This window comes from Paracoccaceae bacterium (genome assembly GCA_033344815.1).
Taxonomy (GTDB): Bacteria; Pseudomonadota; Alphaproteobacteria; order Rhodobacterales; family Rhodobacteraceae; genus Roseobacter.
Genome location: JAWPMR010000001.1, coordinates 1,748,242 through 1,767,259, shown reverse-complemented (window position 1 = coordinate 1,767,259; position 19,018 = coordinate 1,748,242). Strand labels below are relative to the sequence as shown.

Here is a 19,018-nt window from a genome sequence, read left to right as displayed (position 1 = left end):
CACCGACGGCTTGGACGCAATCCCTCCGTGGACTCATGGTAAACGTAGTCGGAAGTACGGGATACGGCCCAGAGCAGCCGTCCGTTTGCGACGCCCAATGCTGCAGTTGCAACCCGCTTTGCCGATGGGGTGGATGGCTTCTGCTCCAACCGCTGTCGCGATGCGCCCTAGTGCAGGTGTCAACAACTGCTTATGAGAGGAGCCACCCCATGCAAGTTACCACGATCAGCCTTGATCTGGCCAAGAACGTTTTCCAGGTGCACGGCATCGATGATGAGGAAACCGTTGTTTTCAACCGCCCTCTGCGGCGGGTGCAAGTTTTGCCATTCTTCAAAAAGTTAGATCCCTGCGTCATTGTATGGAGTCCTGCAGCACTGCCCATCATTGGGCTCGCGAACTTAGCGCATTGGGACACGACGTACGGTTGATCCCGCCGATGTATGTGAAGCCCTATGTTAAACGCGGCCAGTCAGATGTGATTGATGCAGAAGCGATTTGTGAAGCGGTGACCCGACCAACAATGCGCTCTGTAGCGATCAAGACCGTTGAACAACAATCTTTACTGTCGCTGCATCGAGTGCGCGATCTGTTGGTGCGCCAAAGGACACAGTTGATCGATGGTTTGCGTGGCTTGGTTGCCGAGTTTGGCATCTACATTCCAAGGGGCCTCGCTCGGGTGATTGGCTTTGCCGAAGATATCACCCTGGGTGAAGTGCTTGATTTGCCAGACATTGCCAATGAAGTGATCCACAATCTGTCTGAGTAACTCATGGCGCTGCACCAGCGGATCCGCTGGTATGACGAGCGTTTGAAGCAAGTGGCTAAAGAAGATGAACGGGTACGCCTGTTGCGCACGATACCCGGCGTTGGTGCGGTCCCATCCGGAAGGCGCCAGCAAATGGCTTACATCCTTGCTGAAACGCAAACCGTCACGTCTTGCGACCGTCGCTATGGCCAACAAAACCGCTCGGATCGTCTGGGCTGTACTGACACGCAACGAACCCTATAAGCCCCACACGGCTTAGAAAGAAAGAAAACAAAGAGTTAGCAAGAGCCGCGAGATGAAGGTGCATAAGTCTGCCGCCAGAACCAGGACATCCCGCCGAATGTCACGGGCGCTACAGCCCGCATCGCCGTAGGGCACCGGGTTTGCGGAACCCATCAGGGCCAGCGGTCGAAAACCGCGCAAACAGGCCGGACACACGACTACAGCTGACAAATGCACAGATCAGATCAAAAATGTCTTGCTATGCAGGAGCTATCGACACACGAAATTGGTTTCGATTTGAGGTTGTTGCACGCAGCAGCAGGAACTCTCTGAGACCTTGAACTTGAGTTAGCAAGCGATCAACATCGTAAACAGAAGAGAGAGTGAGGATCGAAGTTTGGTTTCCAGTGAACTTGCTGATGCTATGCTGCAATGGCGACGCCATCTGCACCAGAATCCCGAGTTTGGCTTTGAAGAAGAAGCCACTGCTCGTTTTGTCGTCGAAAAACTGCGGGAGTTTGGCATTGAAGATATCGAAACGGGCGTAGGTGGAACAGGTGTCATTGCGACCCTGCAGTGTGGAAATGGCGATCGGATCATAGCGCTGCGCGCGGATATGGACTGTCTGAAAATCCATGAGACGACAAACCTCCCGTATTCGTCAAATAAGCCTGGCTTGATGCACGCATGCGGCCATGACGGACACACAACAATTCTGTTGGGCGCAGCGGCGGTTTTGGCCAATTACGGCGGATTTGACGGTAAAGTACGGTTCGTTTTCCAACCCGCAGAGGAGTGGGGCCAAGGAATGAAGGCCATGATCCAAGACGGGCTAGGTTCGCGACTAGCGTTCGATGAAATCTATGGTCTACACAATAAGCCGGGGCTTCCAGTTGGTTCATTTGAAACGAAGCCCGGCCCGTTCATGGGCGCCGAAGATGGATTTCGAATTACTGTCCGTGGCAGCGGCGGCCACGCGTCACGGCCTCACGACTGCAAGGATGCAATTCTATGTGCGTGTTCGATTGTGACTGAGCTTCAGATGATCGTGTCTCGGACGATCGATCCTGCAGAGCTGGCTGTTGTATCTGTTACATCGATCGAAGGCGACAACATCAAGAACGCAATTGCGAGCGAGGCGTACATTGAAGGGGATTGCCGCCATTTCAGTGATACCGTCAGCCATACTATTGAGGACGCAATGCGCCGAATTGTGAATGGGCTAGCAGATGGTCATGGCTGCGCAGCTGAGATCGCTTACGACCGGGTTTTTGTTCCACTTGTTAATAATCCAGAAGCAACAGCACACGGTCTTAAAGCGGCAGAGACAGTGTTTGGCGAGAAGAGTACCAATCCGGAAGCACCTCGCATGGGAGCATCTGAAGACTTTGCACAAGCGTTGAAGGTCTCTCCGGGTGCTTTCTTCAATTTTGGAAACGGAGACAGCGCGCCTCTGCACAGTCCAACGTACGACTTCGATGATGCCGCACTTGTACCCAGCGTTAAATGGTTCGTGGAGCTTGTCCGAAGCCGATTGCCTGTTTCCAGAAAGTGAGGAAGGGCTTGTCCGGCCCCATCCAAAAGTGAAACCGGCCCAAACCGGCCATTCACTCATGGGACGGCATGCTGCGGTGCGGCCCGTCGAAGGAGACATTCGCGGCGCCAGCGCCAAGGTCAGCTCAATCGAATTGGCAGTACCAATATCGGCCGTTATCGTCGGTGCAAAATCTTACGAGTTTTTGACTGGAATGCTTGAGCGGCGGAAAACTCCACCGCTCATGAGATTTAACAGGATCTACTACGCAGCATATGCGAAGGTGTCACCGTAGAATAGAGGCTTCACACAAGCCAGCCCATCAGAGAGAATGTTGGAAGGAATCATGAGTGCTTCGAAATGGCAAGTTTCACACGACCGAACGGATCGTCCGTCGAGGTTCCCGCAACACAGTTTGTAAGGGCACGAGCGGCATTTTCTTGGGAAATGGAAACGCCGGAAGGTGTCACAGGGTCTGCAATTTTTAAACCGCGCATCATGGTTCTGGAAGAGATCAATGTCGTCGGACCAGCGCTTCAGGCAGAGCTTGCAAGTTACACAACACTGACCGGCATTCGCGGCCAAACCTACTGGATTGACGCGAACCGTGCCGGGGACGCGGAGATGCCACGAACATCAGAACGAAGCCCCGGCGTTAACGCGATTGTACCGGTTGGCGGTATTCGAATGCGCATTTCTGAAGCCGTCTCAGCAGCCCAAGCTATTCTCGATGTTGCACGAACCGGAACTTAAGCCAGAATCCAAAGACGACAAGTCAGCGGGAAAAACCGCTTTCAAGCGGCTCCAAGATTATCTAGAAGAACATCCGGTCACAATTGTAATCATAACGATCCCGGCATTTCTTGGTTTTCTTGCGAGTACCGCCGACAGCATACGGCCCCTCAATAATTTTGTCCGTCCAGAGCCTTTCTTTTTTGACGCATCTGCCGAGAACCCAATCCGGTTAAGTGGTGATGCAGTGCGAGAACTGATCGTTGGTAACTCCGAGACAGATAGGATTGTTCAACGCAGTGAAGAGATTCTCGAGGGACGCCCAAATACTTGGTATCGCGCTGAATATCTCGAGGACGGTACGATGATCTACGATCACGCGGATCATAGCGCCGAAAAAGAAGAATGGGACTGGTATATTGATGATGATGGAAACTTATGCCGGGGAGCGAGGTGGGTAGATTTTCGCAGTTGTCGCACGATCGTTTCGGTAGGCGAGAACCAGTATCATGCAATCGGAGTGAGGACAGGCACCTTGAGATACACGTTCTCTATGATGAATGTCAGGCGTTTCGATCTTCGGTCTGCTATTATACTTGCATTGTCGGCAGCTCTACTTGTGGCATTCAGTACGTTACAGTGGATGCGGTTTTCACGTCCTGCCTACCGCCAACGCCAATAGTCTGGACGAAAACACCAGCCAATACCTATGTGTCAAGAACGGCCATTCTTTTAGAAACAGGACTAGCGCCGGAATCGTAGAAGGGTCTTGCGCCACAATTGCATGCTAAAACTACTCTTAATTTTGTCATGTTTTTGGCCGAGCCCGAAGGGCAGACGTTGGCTCGCGGCGCAGCATCAGTCAGTGTGGGCTCTCTGCTGCCGTCAGAGGCAGCGCAACATCCTGTGATACACTGCGTCCGTCAACGTCGCGTTGTCGTTGTGGGAGGGCATGGCGGATTGGAGGATCAGTCATGGAAACACCAAACTTACCTGCCATCCAAGCACTTCGCCCTGCATGGAACAAAGGGCGTATCGTGGGTCAGAAGCGACCACTCAAGTCTAAGCACGTCTGGGCGATCCGCGTGCGACTCGAACCTGCTGAAAATCACCGCGATCTCGCCCTGTTTAATATGGCCATCGACAGCAAATTATGCGGGACATCGCCGCCGTTCGTTGCGGTTACGGCAATACAATAATCCTATTTCAAACCATCCCGCCATCTCTGGTCATTCATGCCAAATACGCGCACTTTACGAAAAACCAAGGAGACCCTTCATGCTGTGCCGTATCGGAAACGTTGAAATCTGGCGTATCCTCGAAATCAACGCGCCCTACCTCCCCGCCGAGGACCTCTTCCCAGATGTCGCTGATGTCGCCGCACTAATTGAGGCTCGCGATCCCCGCGCTATCTGCCCGGCTTCCGGCGCACTCATCCTGCCCATTCAGGGCTTCCTTCTGAAAACTCCATCGCACCTGATCCTCGTCGACGCCTGCGTAGGCAACCACAAGACCAACCGCTATCCCCCGTGGACCGGTCGAAGCGACAGCCGTTTCATGGCATCACTCACAGCCGCCGGGGTCACCGCGGACGATGTCGACTATGTGCTTTGCACCCATCTACACACCGACCACGTTGGCTGGAACACCGAGCTCAAGGATGGCCGCTGGGTGCCTACCTTCTCGAACGCCCGCTACTTGTTGCCTGACGCGGACAATACCGCCTTCGCAGCGATGGCCACCGACAGCTACACCGAAAGCGTGTTACCGGTCATTGCTGCAGGTCAAAGCGAGATGGTCACCTCCGGCCATCAGCTTGGCGATTATGTCTCCCTCATCGCCACGCCAGGTCATACACCTGGCCACGTCTCGGTTCTGATCAAGAGCGGTGCGGCCAAGGCAATTATCACTGGTGATGCCCTGCACACTACCGCGCAATGCTGGCACCCAGATTGGCACTTCATCTACGACACCGATCCCGACCAAGCTGCAACCTCACGCCGCGCTCTCCTCGAGGCGGCCTCCGAGGCCAACTGCCGTGTCCTCGGCACTCACTTCATCTTGCCCTCTATCGGTCGCGTGCGAGCGAATGGCGAGGTGTTTCGGTGGGAAGAGGACACATAAAAACTCCCTCCATTTCGGGTTGGCCATCGGCATGGGGGTCAGCTGGTTCTCACTGCTCGCAGGGGAAATCATCTCGGGCCAACACGGTATCGGATACTTCACCTGGAATGCAAACAGCCTCATCAACTGTCAGGACATCGTGGTCGGTATGCTTGTGATTGGATTCTCGGGTACGGCATCAACCGCTGCTGTAAAAATGTTCACGTGTCCGATGCTCAAATGGCAGGATAGGACACGGTAATAGTGACGTTGAAAACCCTGTGGGGCAATTTCAGCCTCAACTGGAAAACGATGGTCTTGCACGGGCTCATTCTTGCGCTCTTGTTTCAGGTGTTCATGATCTTGGCGCTCATGGTCCGGTTTCAGAACCTGCCCAATTTTGTTACCTTCTACAGCTGGTTCGGAAATGTATCGTGGATCATCCAGTCCACGCCTTCCTGGAACGACATAGCGCGCATCATCTGGTAAGAATGGCTGATCGAGGTCGGTTACATGAATTATGATTTCGGCACCGGTATTTCGGAATGGAGTCTCAATGTCATTCCATCGCGCTTGATCGTGCTCTTTGTTCTCGGCGCGATGGTGTCTTGGTGCCTTGCGCTGACGAAACAGGACAAATGCGCAGCAAATGCTGGGGCGACCTTGCGGGCAACGACGGGCCTCGGGGCGGTGCTTGTGGCCATGACCAACGCGACCATGAGCTGGGTTGTATGCTGTGCCACGCCGACATGGGTCGTTGGGGTTGCCATGCTGGGGTTGGGTGTTTCGACATCGCTTGCACTTGAGACGATGGGCCCTGTCCTGTCAGGTAGCGATTTTTTGATGCTCGCCGTGACGATCGTCTATCTCGCGTGGCGCAAAGGTCGACTTCAAATCACACCAAAGGGGAAAACGGCACATGCTTGATGTCTTGAAATTCAAAAACCCCGGCGTACGCAAGGCCAACGACCTACAGTCAAAAAGTGAGATCAAGGCTTGTCCTGTCCGTCGTCAGGGTTTTTGGCACCAAAGGCGGCCTAAGCTAAGAGAGAGTTTGGCTCATCTGGTTGGTTTGATTATGCGGCGTGCTGGCGGTGATGCAAGCGTCGCGCTTCGAGTGTCTTTCGTTTGATCTTTTCGCGTTGTTTTAGAATGGCTTTGTCACGCCCGAAGTAGACGTCAGCAGGTGTGACGTTGTTGATGCTCTCGTGATATCGCTGATGATTGTAATGATCGACGAAGGCTTCGATTTGCGCTTCGAGGTCACCTGGCAGGAAGTAGTTTTCCAGCAAGATGCGGTTCTTCAGGGTTTGATGCCACCGCTCGATCTTGCCTTGGGTTTGCGGATGATAGGGGGCTCCGCGCGAGTGCTTCATGCCTTTGTCTTTCAACCATTCCGCCAGATCCCCGGAGACGTAGCTTGATCCGTTATCGCTGAGCAGACGTGGCTTGTGAACGACATGGACCTGATCACAGCCAGACGCTTGCAACGCGAGGTCCAGTGTATCGGTCACGTCTTCGGCCCGCATGTTCGTGCAGAGTTTCCAGGAGACGATGTAGCGACTGTAGTCGTCCAGAACCGTACTGAGATAGAACCAGCCCCAACCAAGGACCTTGATGTAGGTGAAGTCGGTCTGCCAAAGCTGATTGATGGCCGTGGTTTTGTCTTTGAACTCGCTGGCGGCTTTCATGACGATGAAGGCTGGGCTGGTGATCAGATCATGCGCTTTGAGCACGCGATAGACAGTGGATTCTGACACAAAGTAGCGCTCTTGATCCGTGAACGTCACTGCCAGTTCGCGCGGTGACAGCTCTGTCTCTTTCAAGGCGAAGTCGACAACCTTGCGCTTCACGTCGTCAGGCACGCGGTTCCAGACATGCTTTGGCTTGGGCGATTGGTCCTGCAGACCAGCCTCACCGCGTTGAAGATACCGGCCGTACCAGCGATAGAACGTGGTGCGCGGAATGCCGAGCTTGGCTAATGTCAGACGGGCCGACAGATGCGACCCCTCGACCAGCCGGATGATCTCAAGCTTCTCAGATGCGGGGTACCTCATTCGTGGTCGCCCCCATCTATTACCCGGCAGGTGAATGTCTTGCATTCACTGAGAGGGCCCGAGCATGCTTTTTTTGAGAAGACGCAGTTCGAGCGTTTGTTCTGCCACCACCTCTTTGAGCTCCTTGGCTTCGCGGCGCAGTTCCTTGACCTCATCAGTGTTCGCAGCGCGTGCTGTATCCCCAGCTAGCCGCTTCTTTCCGGCCTCCATGAAGTCTTTCGACCATTTGTAGTAGATGCCCTGCGATATCCCTTCACGGCGGCACAGCTCAGCAATGCTGTTTTCACCACGCAGACCATCCAACACGATCCTGATCTTCTCTTCAGATGAATAGTGCTTGCGCGTTGCACGTTTAATATCTTTGACGATCTTCTCGCCAGGGCTCTTCGCTGTCTTTCTCATCGTCCACTCCTCGGTGGTTACGATGAGCAACAAACACTCCCTTAGCAAATAACCCTATTTGGATCCATAAGCGCTGACGTCAGACACCAGAAGACCGGACATGTGGTGCAGGACTTTGGGCGGATGGAAGTTGGTGTAGGCTGGCCCCATAGGACCAGCGCCGCGGTTTGACAGCAGATGGCGTGAGCCCCCCGCGCATTCGCGGGTGGATTCAATCCATGTCTCAGGTTGGTTTCAATGCGCAAGCGTTTGGCATCGCCAGTTACAACACGCGCAGCGATAAGGAACCGAGTCGTGCCGTCCCTTTTAAGGTGCCGTTTAATCAGCGTCAGCGTATGGTTGGGTCGCCTCGCTTTTTGTTTCTCAGTGGGCTCGGTTGCTGTCACAATCCTAGGCTAGCGACTTGGAATTGCGAATCCGTTCCCGAGTTTTGATCTGCTGGTACAAAGAGACACGTATCTGCATTCCAGTCTATTTAACCCCCTCAGGCCGCCGCTGCCGGGATGTCACGCATCGAAATCATGCCGACCACCACGCTTTCATCGACAATTGGCAGATGGCGAAACCCACCGTCCAGCATGCAACTCAAAGCTTCAGAGGGCGGGGTTGAGGGTCTGACATGGAATGGATCACTTGTCATCACTTGAGAAACCAAGGTATTTTCCGGGTCAAGATGTTGCACCACGCAGCGGCGTACCACATCGCGCTCGCTTAGAATTCCAACGAGTGTCTCGTTTTCCATCACCACCAAAGCACCTATGTTTTCCTGATGCATCATGCAGCAGGCGAATTGAACTGTCTCTTTCGCCTCTATGGAACATACCGTTCGACCGTCGATAATTTCACACAATGATTTGATTTTCACGCGACTTTCTCCTGACACTCCCACACTTCTGACGTTACTGGGATCAGAGAGTTTGAGAAGCCCAATTATGCCGCCGAATAGGTTAAAATTGAACTGACGTAACTTGTTTGTTTCGCATCTTTTGTCCGGGCACCTTGCGATGCAACGAGCTGATGCCATAGCGGAAAAACCGACGCCGCCCCGGCGTGCGCGCGGTTTCTGGTCCGTGTTGGTGCCTGTTCCAAGCTTTCAGGACGCCATGTCCGGGTCACGAAATTCCTGAATATGATGCGGCGCACTGCCTGCGTCACGACGCTGTCGTTGATCGCATTGCCGCTTCAGATGCGGGTCATGCGCTCCTGCTTCCTCAGCCAACTGCGCCGCTGTCTGAAGCCCGCGGCAAATGAAAGAATACGCGGCGATGAAACTGCAGCATTGATTTATGAGATCTTGGCCTGTTTTGGGCCGGCGTCAGGCGCCCCATGCTTGCCCTGCATTTCCCACAGAATGTCCTTGAGTGAGTGGTGACGAGAGGCACCAACGGTTTTTGGGCTGAACCTGCACGCACATGCAATGTCCACGAAGGGAATTTCTGCTGGGGTGCGCGGGTTTATTGTCCCTTCATGACACAGGCTGCAAGTTTTTAAGGTTTCCGCGTTTCATTCGCCAAATTCCGGCGCGCCACCAACTTGGTGGTCTGCTCAACACGAACGACCCTTAGCGCGTGTTTTCAAACATGAATAAAACGCCGGGTGATCGAATGGGCTGAATAACCGGAATGGGCGGCCCCGGAGGCTCTGGTTGGTACGAGATGCTTTGTCCCTTGCCAATCTGGTTCAGCTCTGGCCTGATCACTTGGAGAAGAGCGACCTTGAAGGACCTGACATGCGGGCAATGCAAGTAACAGAACTCGGCCAACCGTTGAGCCTTCGCGATATCCCGACGCCGACAGCAGGCACAGGTCAGGTGGTGGTCAAGGTGCATACCTGCGGTTTGAATTTTGGCGATTTGCTGATCATCAAAGGCACGTATCAGGAAAAACCACAGGTGCCCTTTACGCTGGGTATGGAGCTTTGCGGCACAGTGACCGAGATTGGCGAGGGTGTAAGCACGTTCAAAGTCGGACAACGCATTGCGGCTTATTGCGGGTTTGACGCGTTGGCGGAATATGCAGCAATTGCGGCCAATATCTGTGTGCCCATTCCAGATGAGATGACCGACGCGGATGCAGCCGCCTTTTTGATCGCCTATGGGACCAGCCATGTGGCGCTGGATTACAAGGCGCATTTGAAACCAGGTGAAAGGCTGCTGGTCTTGGGCGCTTCCGGGGGCATCGGGTTGACGGCCGTTGAATTGGGAAAACTGATGGGGGCCGAAATCATCGCCGTGGCGCGCGGTGAGGAAAAGCTCGCCGTGGCCAAATCCATGGGGGCGGATCACCTGATCAACTCGGAAACCGATGACATCCGGGAGCGTGTCAAATCGCTTGGCGGTGCAGATGTGGTCTATGATCCGATTGGCGGTGATCAATTCAAGGCAGCCCTGCGCGCCTGCCGACCGGAGGCTCGGTTGATCCCTCTGGGGTTTGCCTCAGGGGAGGTGCCGCAAATCCCGGCAAACCATCTGTTGGTCAAGAACCTGACAGTGATCGGGTTTTACTGGGGCGGCTATACCCGGGTGAATCCCAAGGTGCTGACGGATAGTTTCGAGGTTCTGACGCAATGGTATGTTCAGGGGAAAATCAAACCGCATGTCAGCCACATCTTGCCGCTTGAGCAGGCAAATGAAGCGTTGGATCTGCTGAAAACCCGCAAGGCCACAGGGAAGGTCGTTGTTCAAATTGATTGAAGGCCTGCTCCGGCCGCAATAACACTGAAAAGCCAAAGATGCAGCCGCGCGGGCAGCGCTTTTGGCAATGATTTTTCGATTGGGGTTACCTGCGACCTACGGGTGCGCGGGCCACAATTCTGGCTTTTTGACGTTCGCGCAGGAAGACAAACAGCCCGGATCCAAGGATCAGTATGATCCCGGCCCAGACCTCCCAGACCGGCAACTCCGCAAAAACCACCCATCCCCATAACACAGCCAGGGGCAGGCCCACATATTCGAAAGGGGCCACAGATGCCGCGTCAGCCATGCGGTAAGCCTGGCTGAGGCAATAGCCGATGATAGCCGAATTTGCGCCCAGACCCGCTATGACCCACCAATCAGCAGAGGCAGGCCAGACCCACGCGCGCAACAGGAATTGCAAGGAAGGGTTGTCCAATCCCTCCGCAAAACGTCCATCTCCAGCAACCAGATAAAACCCGACAGAGACCACGATGAACACCGCCTGAATATAGACAGACAAGGCAGAGGCCTTGCTTTCGACGCCGAGTTTGCGCGTCATGAGTTGATTGAGCGCATACGTCAGGGCCGCCAGAACCGGCAGCAACAGGACCAGTCGCGAGGCTTGCAGAGTGCTGGTGTCGGCCCAGGGGCGTTGCATGATAATGACGCCCGCGAACCCGACCAGCACGGCGCTCATCCGCATGATCCCGACTTTTTCACCCAAGATCGGGATGGACAGGACGGTGATGAACAGGGGAGCTGCGAAAAACAGGGCGGTGGCATCCGCGAGCGGGATCGCGGCAAGCGCCACGAAATAGCTCATGTTGGAGATCACAATCAGCAGTCCGCGCATGACATGTAAAAAGGGTCTTCGGGTTTTGAGGATGCGCCAACCGCCCTCCATTTGCACCATGATCAGCGAAAAAATGATGCCGATGCCTGAGCGCAGAAAGACAATTTCATGCAAGGGGTACCCGCCCGACAGTTGTTTGATCAGCATGTCATTGATTGAAATGGCAAAGACTCCGGCCACCACAAACAGGATGCCAAGCGTTGCGCGATTTTGCGGGTGAGCGGTCATGGTGCAGAGGTATCAAGTGCGTGGGATGTGTCGCGCATGGAAACGACATTTTGGAAATCGCATTGGCGCATCTGAAATCTCTGCGCTAGAAAGACCTAGAACAGCTTTGGAGGAGCCCGCCCATGCAAATGTCAGATACCCGCCAGATTGCCGCAAGTCCCGCAGAGGTCTATGCCGCCTTGCTGAGCCCGGAGGTTTTGGAAGCCTGCGTGCCGGGTGCGCAGGGGGTGACCGGATCCGCCGAAGAAGGGTTCGAGGCAACCGTTGTGCAAAAGGTCGGACCGGTAAAAGCGACATTCAAAGGGGCCGTGACCCTGTCGGATATGGTGCCCAATGAGGCCCTGACAATAACAGGCGAGGGCAAGGGTGGTGCGGCAGGCTTTGCCAAGGGTGGTGCGGAAGTGCGCCTCGTGGCCAAAGACGGCGGGACAGAATTGTCCTATGATGTCGAGGCCAAGGTCGGCGGAAAACTTGCACAGCTCGGCAGCCGGATCATTGATGGCTTTGCCAAGAAGATGGCGGAGCAGTTTTTTTCGAACCTGCAAAACACAATCGAGGGGCCTGCAAGCGATGACGAAGCCCCTGGTGAGGATGCCCCTGAAGAAGAAAAGAAGGGGTGGTTGAAGCGTCTGACCGGGAAATCCTGAGTCCCTGGAGAGTGCGTCAGCGCGCAATAACGCCAAGTGTCATGTGCATGGCTGCGCTGTTATCTCGGATCCGCACACCCTAAGTAGCGACCCAACCGGGGTAGGATAAGACCGTCATGGAACCAATTCTCGACATTTCAGACCTGCGCAAATCCTATGCAGACGGATTTGAAGCTCTCAAGGGCGTGAGCTTGCAGATCGAAGCCGGGGAGATCATTGCGCTGCTGGGACCAAATGGGGCCGGCAAGACGACCCTGATTTCGACGATTTGCGGTATCACCACTGCCACGTCCGGATCTGTCACGGTCGGGGGGCACGATATTCTGCGCGACTACCGCGCGGCGCGTGCGATGATCGGGTTGGTGCCCCAAGAGATCAATCTCGAACCTTTCGAGAAAGTGATCAACACGGTGCGGTTCTCGCGCGGGCTTTTTGGAAAACCGCCGGATGAAGCCGCCCTTGAGCGCATTTTGCGGCAACTCTCACTATGGGACAAACGCAACAATCAGATCCGCGAATTGTCAGGTGGCATGAAGCGACGCGTCCTGATTGCAAAGGCTTTGAGCCATGAGCCGCGTTTGCTGTTTCTGGATGAGCCAACCGCTGGTGTGGATGTCGAACTGCGCAAGGACATGTGGGACGTGGTGAACGAGTTGAAGGCCAATGGTGTCACGATCGTGCTGACCACCCATTACATCGAAGAAGCCGAAGCCATTGCCGATCGGGTGGGTGTGATCGCCAAGGGCGAATTGTTATTGGTTGAGGACAAGGCCAGTCTGATGGCGCGCATGGGGCAAAAGCAACTGGATGTGCAATTGTCCAAGCCGCTCGATGACGTCCCGTCGGCCTTGGCCAAATACGACCTGACGCTGTGTGATAACAACCAGACCCTGACCTATAGCTATGACACCCGCGCCGAGCGTACAGGCATAACCAAGCTGTTGTCTGATGTCTCCGCGGCGGGACTTGTCTTGCGCGATGTGGTCACCCGGCAGAGCAGCCTTGAGGATATTTTCGTCGGTCTCGTGCATGAAGAGCAGGAGGATCAAGCATGAATTGGATGGCGGTAAAATCCATTTATGTATTTGAAATGGCGCGTTTCTTTCGCACTCTGGCACAGAGTTTCATCTCTCCGGTGCTCTCAACCTGCCTGTATTTTGTTGTCTTTGGCGCGGCCATCGGCAGCCGGATCCAGGAAGTCGACGGTGTGAGTTATGGTGCCTTTATCGTCCCGGGACTGATCATGCTTTCAGTGATCACACAGGCAATTTCAAATGCCTCCTTCGGGATCTATTTTCCCAAATTCATCGGCACGATTTATGAGTTGCTCTCCGCACCGGTCAGCTTTCTGGAAATCGTTGCGGGCTATGTTGGTGCTGCGGCCACCAAAGCGCTGTTCATCGGCGTAATCATCCTGATCACCGCGTTTTTCTTTGTGGATGTAACGATTGCGCATCCCATCGCCATGGTCGCGTTTTTATTGCTGACCTGTCTCAGTTTTGCCTTGCTGGGTTTTATCATCGGGATCTGGGCGGGCAATTTTGAGCAGCTGCAACTCGTGCCTCTGCTCATCGTGACGCCTTTGGTTTTCCTTGGGGGGTCGTTCTATTCAATTTCGATGTTGCCGCCGGTCTGGCAAACAATTTCGTTTTTCAACCCTGTCGTTTACCTGATCTCAGGCTTTCGCTGGGCATTCTTTGGCACGGCAGATGTACCGATTTTTCTGTCGCTCTGCGCGATCGCAGGATTCACCGGTATCTGCATGCTGGTCATCTGGTGGATTTTCAAAACCGGCTGGCGCATTCGTCAATAAAGGCGCAGGGTCAAACTCATTGCGCGCGCCGCCTTGTTTGATCGGGGTCGCCAATCTACATGGGATGTCATGAAACGCTGGATACCTTTTCTCAAGTCAGACCCTGTGGTTGCAATCCTTCGCCTGTCAGGCGTGATCAGCGCATCAGGTCGTGGCACATTGAATGACGAAAGCCTCGCGCCCATCGTCGAAAAAGCCTTCTCTCGCGGCAAACCTGCCGCAGTTGTCCTGGAAGTGAACTCGCCGGGGGGTAGCCCGGTGCAATCCTCCTTGATCGGATCACGCATTCGCCGCTTGGCAGAGGAAAAGGAAATCCCCGTGATTGCCTTTGTCGAGGATGTCGCCGCCTCGGGTGGATACTGGCTGGCGGCGGCGGCTGACGAGATCTATGCGGATGACAGTTCCGTGGTCGGCTCGATTGGCGTGATCTCCGCGTCCTTTGGCGCGCATGAACTGCTGGCGCGACAGGGCATTGAACGCCGTGTGTACACCGCAGGCAAATCCAAATCCATGCTGGACCCCTTTCGGCCTGAAAATCCCGAAGATGTGGAACGTTTGAAAACCCTGCTTGAGGATATTCACGCCAATTTCAAGGATCACATAACGACACGGCGACAGGGTAAGCTGCCTGAGGATCGCGACCTTTTCACGGGAGAGATCTGGCTGGCGCGGCGCGCGGTTGATCTTGGCCTGATCGACGGTATCGGCCACCTCAAGCCAATGATGAAGCTGCGTTTTGGAGACAAGGTCAAGTTTCGCCGCTATGGGCTGCGCAAACCGCTTCTGTCCCGTTTTGGCGCGCGCATAGTTGGCGACGCGCTGCATAGTATCGAAGAGCGCAGTGCCTTTGCGCAGTTCGGCCTTTAGACCATATGATTTTCAAGATCGTCTCCCTTTTTCTGGTGTTCATGGCTGTCCTTGCGATGTTTGGGAAATTGCACTGGCTGGGCGGGAAACGTTTGGCCAGCGCCAAATGCCGAAAGTGCGGCCGTTACAGGATTGGCCGGGGGCCGTGCGCTTGCGGAAAAGGCGATGACGCATGATCATGCCGTGGGTTTTGTGCGGCGTTGGATTGACTTTATTGCTGCTGGCGGGCGACGCATTGGTCAAAGGTGCCGTCAACCTCAGCTTGCGTTTGGGGGTGCCTGCCCTGATCGTCAGCCTTACAATCGTTGCCTTTGGAACATCCGCGCCTGAATTGCTGATCTCCATTCAGGCGATCAAGGACAACGCTCCGGGGCTGGCGCTGGGCAATGTTGTCGGGTCAAACACGGCCAATATATTGCTCGTGCTCGGAATCCCGGCGTTGCTGGCAACCATGCACACATCGGAATGCAACACCCGCAAAACCTATAATTTCATGATTCTCGCGAGTTTGCTTTTCATCGCACTGGCTTTTCGCGGGGTATATGACTGGATCGCGGGTCTGGTCTTGCTGGCCGGACTGTCGCTGATGTTGGGGGACGCGTTCCGGGATGCCCATTTGCATCGCCAAGCGGACAAAGACGAACCCGAAGAGGAGCCTGAGGGCGCTGACCCTAACCTGCCTTGGTGGCGTATCATCGTGTTTTTGGTGCTGGGCCTGATCGGATTGCCTTTGGGCGCCAGTTTGTTGGTGGATAATGCCACGATCATAGCGAAAACCTATGGCGTCTCAGACACGGTAATCGGATTGACGCTGGTCGCGATCGGGACTTCGCTGCCGGAATTGGCAACAACCGTCATGGCCGCCCTGCGCAGGCAGGCTGATGTGGCTTTGGGCAATGTCATCGGATCCAACATGTTCAATCTTCTGGCCATCATTGGAATTGCCAGCTTTGTTGGTCCGATCCCGGTTGATCCGGAGTTTTTGAGATTTGATCTATGGGTCATGCTGGGGGCCTCTGTTCTTTTGTTTCCTTTCGTCTATCTGTGCTGGAATATCACGCGCTTCTGGGGGGTCGTGCTGAGCGGGCTCTATGTAGCCTACCTGGTGATTGTCCTCAGTTCTTGATCAACAATAGGAAGGCCACATCATGGGCACAGCACTCGTAACAGGAGCAGGGCACCGCATCGGGCGCGCCATGGCCGTTTACCTGGCACAACGCGGGTATGATGTTGGTGTGCATTATGCCTCCTCAGACCGGGGCGCGCGCGAAACGGTGACGATGATCGAAAAGCTCGGGCGTCGCGCCATTGCGATCCAGGCTGACCTGCTGGAAGATGCCCAAACTGAGGCGCTCTTTGCGCAAACGCTCGAAGCTCTTGGCGGGCCAGTCACCTGCCTGATCAACAATGCTTCGATTTTTGAATATGATACGGTTGAGAGTGCCACGCGCGAGACGTGGGACCGCCATATGCAAAGCAATCTGCGTGCGCCGTTCTTGTTGACGCAGGCCATGGCAGCACAAGGGCTAGAGCCGACGACGGACGCTGCCGGTGAGCCGCGCGCTGCCGCTCTGATTGTCAATATGGTCGACCAGCGCGTGCGAAAACTGACACCGGAATTCATGACATACACGCTGGCGAAAATGGGTTTGTGGGCGATGACGCGCACCACGGCGCAAGCCTTGGCACCCGCCATCCGTGTCAACGGCATCGGGCCCGGTCCGACGCTTCAGGGCGGGCGGCAATCAAGCGATCACTTTGCGCAACAACGCGCAAATACGACGCTTGAGAGGGGGTCAAATCCCGAGGATATGACGGCAGCGTTGGGCTATTTTCTCGATGCGCCCGCCGTTACAGGTCAACTGCTCTGTGTCGATGGGGGACAGCACCTTGCATGGCAAACGCCAGACGTGTTGGGAGTAGAGTAAACGGACAAGTTTTCAAGTTTTGCACCGGTTTAATCTGTGTTACAAATTCGTTACTAAAATGTCTTTGTTTTCAAAAACTTGCATGAGCAAAAAGAAAATATCGATATGAATCAGTGGGTTAATTATGTGCCTATTTTTTAGGCAAATCCTTGAAATACCCAAATTACAACGAAAAATTCAAATTGACCGGAAGTTATCGGCAGAGTTATCCACAGGAATGGTGGACATGTTATGGCTTGCAGTCGTCCGCTCTACGTGCAGCAGTCCGCCAGAATCATTATTAGGGTTGTATGACCGAACCAGTTAACACTCAGCCTCAGGATGCAGACACCGGTGCCAAGGTAATTCAGGGGTATCTGAAGACCCTTGATACATCGCCGGGTGTCTACCGAATGCTGGATGGGGAAAGTCGCGTTTTATATGTGGGCAAGGCGCGAAACCTGCGCGCACGGGTCAGCAATTATGCGCGCCCGACCGGGCATTCTGCGCGGATTGCCCGGATGATCTCAAACACCGCGTCGATGATGTTTTTGACCACGCGCACAGAAACCGAAGCCCTGCTGCTTGAGCAAAACCTGATCAAGCAACTCAAGCCAAAATTCAATGTTCTGCTGCGCGACGACAAGAGCTTTCCCAATATTCTGGTGACGGCGGATCATGATTTTCCCCAAATCAAGAAACATCGCGGTGCCAAAAAGGAGAAGGGGAGTTATTACGGACCCTTTGCTTCGGCGGGGGCGGTAAATCGCACGCTCAATCAACTCCAGCGCGTTTTTCTTTTGCGGGATTGTTCCAATGCCATGTTTGAGAGCCGGACACGGCCCTGTTTGCAGTATCAGATCAAGCGATGCTCAGCCCCTTGTGTCGGCAAAATCAGCGCGGAGGATTACCTTCAGACCGTTCAGGATGCCGAGAAATTTCTGGTTGGGAAAACAACCGACATTCAGGCGCGTTTGGCCCGCGAGATGTCAAGCGCCTCCGAGGCAATGGAATTTGAACGCGCAGCGGCTCTGCGCGACCGCATCAAGGCGCTCACACAGGTTCAGACAGCGCAGGGCATCAACCCCAAAGGCGTGTCGGAGGCCGACATCATTGCGTTGCACATGGAGGGCGGGCAAGCCTGTGTGCAGGTGTTTTTCATTCGCGCCAATCAGAACTGGGGCAACCGGGATTATTATCCGCGTGTTGGACCTGATGTGGATGCCGCCGAAGTGCTCGAAGCTTTCATTGGGCAATTTTACGATACCAAGGAGCCGCCAAGGCAATTGATCCTGAGCAATGAGATCGAGAACCCGGATCTGATGGCGGATGCTTTGAGTGGCAAGCTTGGGCGCAAGGTTGAGCTCATGGTGCCCAAAAGAGGCGAAAAAGCTGAGCTGATAGAAGGCGCGTTGCGCAATGCCCGAGAATCGCTCGCGCGCAAGATGGCGGAAACCGCGACGCAGGCACGATTGATGAAAGGGATTGCCGACACCTTTGATCTGAAGACGCCACCAGAACGCATCGAGGTCTATGACAACTCCCATATCCAGGGCGCCTTTGCCGTGGGTGCCATGATTGTGGCCGGGTCAGAGGGTTTCATGAAAAACCAGTATCGGAAATTCAACATCCGGGGCGATGACCTGACGCCCGGTGATGATTTTGGGATGATGAAAGAGGTTCTGACGCGGCGGTTCAAACGGTTGATCAAGGAGGACCCGGAACGCAAGGCGGGGCAGTGGCCTGACCTTTTGCTGATCGACGGGGGGGCGGGCCAGGTCAGTGCCGTGCGCGAGATTCTGTGCACATATGGCGTGGAAGACATTCCAATGGTCGGGGTGGCAAAGGGTGTGGACAGAGACGCAGGGAAGGAGGAATTCTACCGTACCGGAAAGCCGACCTTTGCCCTGCGCCACAATGATCCGATCCTTTATTTTATTCAGCGTATGCGCGATGAGGCGCATCGCTTTGCCATCGGAACACATCGCGCAAAACGCGCAAAATCAGTCGGAGCAACGCCATTGGATGACGTGCCCGGTGTGGGAGCTTCGCGCAAGCGCGCGCTGCTGGCGCATTTTGGATCTGCCAAGGCGGTTGCACGTGCCAACCTGAATGATCTGAAAGCGGTGGATGGTGTTTCCGGTGCTTTGGCGGAAAAGATTTATGATTTCTTTCATGAACGCGGTTGATCCAAAGGACGCGCGTGCCGCGCG

The 19,018-nt window shown here is 54.7% G+C and carries 16 protein-coding genes and 3 pseudogenes; 16 read left to right on the top strand and 3 right to left on the bottom strand.

Going from position 1 to position 19,018, the window contains the following annotated elements:
• The first annotated feature begins 209 nt into the window (after positions 1-209).
• The 8 genes and pseudogenes from R8G34_08190 (at position 210) to R8G34_08155 (ending at position 6,284) form a co-directional block, all read left to right on the top strand.
• Positions 210-1,025: pseudogene (locus R8G34_08190) on the top strand (IS110 family transposase).
• Between the two features lie 360 nt (positions 1,026-1,385).
• Positions 1,386-2,543, top strand: a complete 1,158-nt coding sequence (locus tag R8G34_08185; protein ID MDW3222848.1) for an amidohydrolase — start codon at positions 1,386-1,388, stop codon at positions 2,541-2,543.
• Positions 2,544-2,969: 426 nt separating this feature from the next.
• Complete coding sequence (locus R8G34_08180) at positions 2,970-3,275, top strand: hypothetical protein (protein ID MDW3222847.1); 306 nt, start codon at positions 2,970-2,972, stop codon at positions 3,273-3,275.
• A complete protein-coding gene (locus R8G34_08175; GenBank protein MDW3222846.1) occupies positions 3,253-3,936 on the top strand; it encodes a hypothetical protein in 684 nt (227 codons plus the stop codon). Before R8G34_08180 ends, R8G34_08175 begins: the two co-directional genes overlap by 23 nt.
• A 292-nt stretch (positions 3,937-4,228) precedes the next feature.
• A pseudogene (locus R8G34_08170) lies at positions 4,229-4,408 on the top strand (integrase).
• Between the two features lie 124 nt (positions 4,409-4,532).
• A complete protein-coding gene (locus R8G34_08165; GenBank protein ID MDW3222845.1) occupies positions 4,533-5,378 on the top strand; it encodes an MBL fold metallo-hydrolase in 846 nt (281 codons plus the stop codon).
• Between the two features lie 243 nt (positions 5,379-5,621).
• Complete coding sequence (locus tag R8G34_08160) at positions 5,622-5,846, top strand: hypothetical protein (protein ID MDW3222844.1); 225 nt, start codon at positions 5,622-5,624, stop codon at positions 5,844-5,846.
• 24 nt (positions 5,847-5,870) lie between these two features.
• Complete coding sequence (locus R8G34_08155) at positions 5,871-6,284, top strand: hypothetical protein (GenBank protein MDW3222843.1); 414 nt, start codon at positions 5,871-5,873, stop codon at positions 6,282-6,284.
• A gap of 149 nt (positions 6,285-6,433) precedes the next feature.
• Here R8G34_08155 and R8G34_08150 read toward each other — a convergent pair.
• Positions 6,434-7,816, bottom strand: a pseudogene (locus R8G34_08150) (IS3 family transposase).
• Positions 7,817-8,300: 484 nt separating this feature from the next.
• Positions 8,301-8,681: a CBS domain-containing protein gene (locus R8G34_08145; GenBank protein MDW3222842.1), complete on the bottom strand. Its 381-nt coding sequence runs from the start codon at positions 8,679-8,681 to the stop codon at positions 8,301-8,303.
• An 864-nt stretch (positions 8,682-9,545) separates the two neighbouring features.
• Here R8G34_08145 and R8G34_08140 point away from each other — a divergent pair.
• Entirely contained in the window at positions 9,546-10,508 is a 963-nt protein-coding gene (locus R8G34_08140) for an NADPH:quinone oxidoreductase family protein (GenBank protein MDW3222841.1), read from the top strand.
• An 85-nt stretch (positions 10,509-10,593) separates the two neighbouring features.
• On the opposite strand, the gene R8G34_08135 is transcribed toward R8G34_08140, so the two are convergent.
• Complete coding sequence (locus R8G34_08135; GenBank protein MDW3222840.1) at positions 10,594-11,571, bottom strand: DMT family transporter; 978 nt, start codon at positions 11,569-11,571, stop codon at positions 10,594-10,596.
• A 122-nt stretch (positions 11,572-11,693) separates the two neighbouring features.
• Between R8G34_08135 and R8G34_08130 the strand changes: the two genes are divergently transcribed.
• The 7 genes from R8G34_08130 (at position 11,694) to uvrC (ending at position 18,994) form a co-directional block, all read left to right on the top strand.
• Positions 11,694-12,218, top strand: a complete 525-nt coding sequence (locus tag R8G34_08130; GenBank protein ID MDW3222839.1) for a carbon monoxide dehydrogenase subunit G — start codon at positions 11,694-11,696, stop codon at positions 12,216-12,218.
• 116 nt (positions 12,219-12,334) lie between these two features.
• Positions 12,335-13,273 (top strand): ABC transporter ATP-binding protein, encoded by a 939-nt coding sequence (locus R8G34_08125; protein MDW3222838.1) that lies wholly within the window; start codon positions 12,335-12,337, stop codon positions 13,271-13,273.
• On the top strand, positions 13,270-14,031 hold the full coding sequence (locus R8G34_08120) for an ABC transporter permease (protein MDW3222837.1): 762 nt from the start codon (positions 13,270-13,272) through the stop codon (positions 14,029-14,031). Before R8G34_08125 ends, R8G34_08120 begins: the two co-directional genes overlap by 4 nt.
• Before the next feature lie 69 nt (positions 14,032-14,100).
• The gene (locus R8G34_08115; GenBank protein ID MDW3222836.1) at positions 14,101-14,898 is read left to right on the top strand and encodes a S49 family peptidase; all 798 of its coding nucleotides are present in this window, start codon (positions 14,101-14,103) and stop codon (positions 14,896-14,898) included.
• Between the two features lie 175 nt (positions 14,899-15,073).
• Positions 15,074-16,024: a calcium/sodium antiporter gene (locus tag R8G34_08110; GenBank protein MDW3222835.1), complete on the top strand. Its 951-nt coding sequence runs from the start codon at positions 15,074-15,076 to the stop codon at positions 16,022-16,024.
• Between the two features lie 22 nt (positions 16,025-16,046).
• Positions 16,047-16,826 carry an SDR family oxidoreductase gene (locus R8G34_08105; GenBank protein ID MDW3222834.1) on the top strand — a complete coding sequence of 260 codons (780 nt, stop codon included), beginning with the start codon at positions 16,047-16,049 and terminating at the stop codon, positions 16,824-16,826.
• A gap of 290 nt (positions 16,827-17,116) precedes the next feature.
• A complete protein-coding gene (gene uvrC, locus R8G34_08100) occupies positions 17,117-18,994 on the top strand; it encodes an excinuclease ABC subunit UvrC (protein MDW3222833.1) in 1,878 nt (625 codons plus the stop codon).
• The last annotated feature ends 24 nt before the right edge of the window (positions 18,995-19,018 follow it).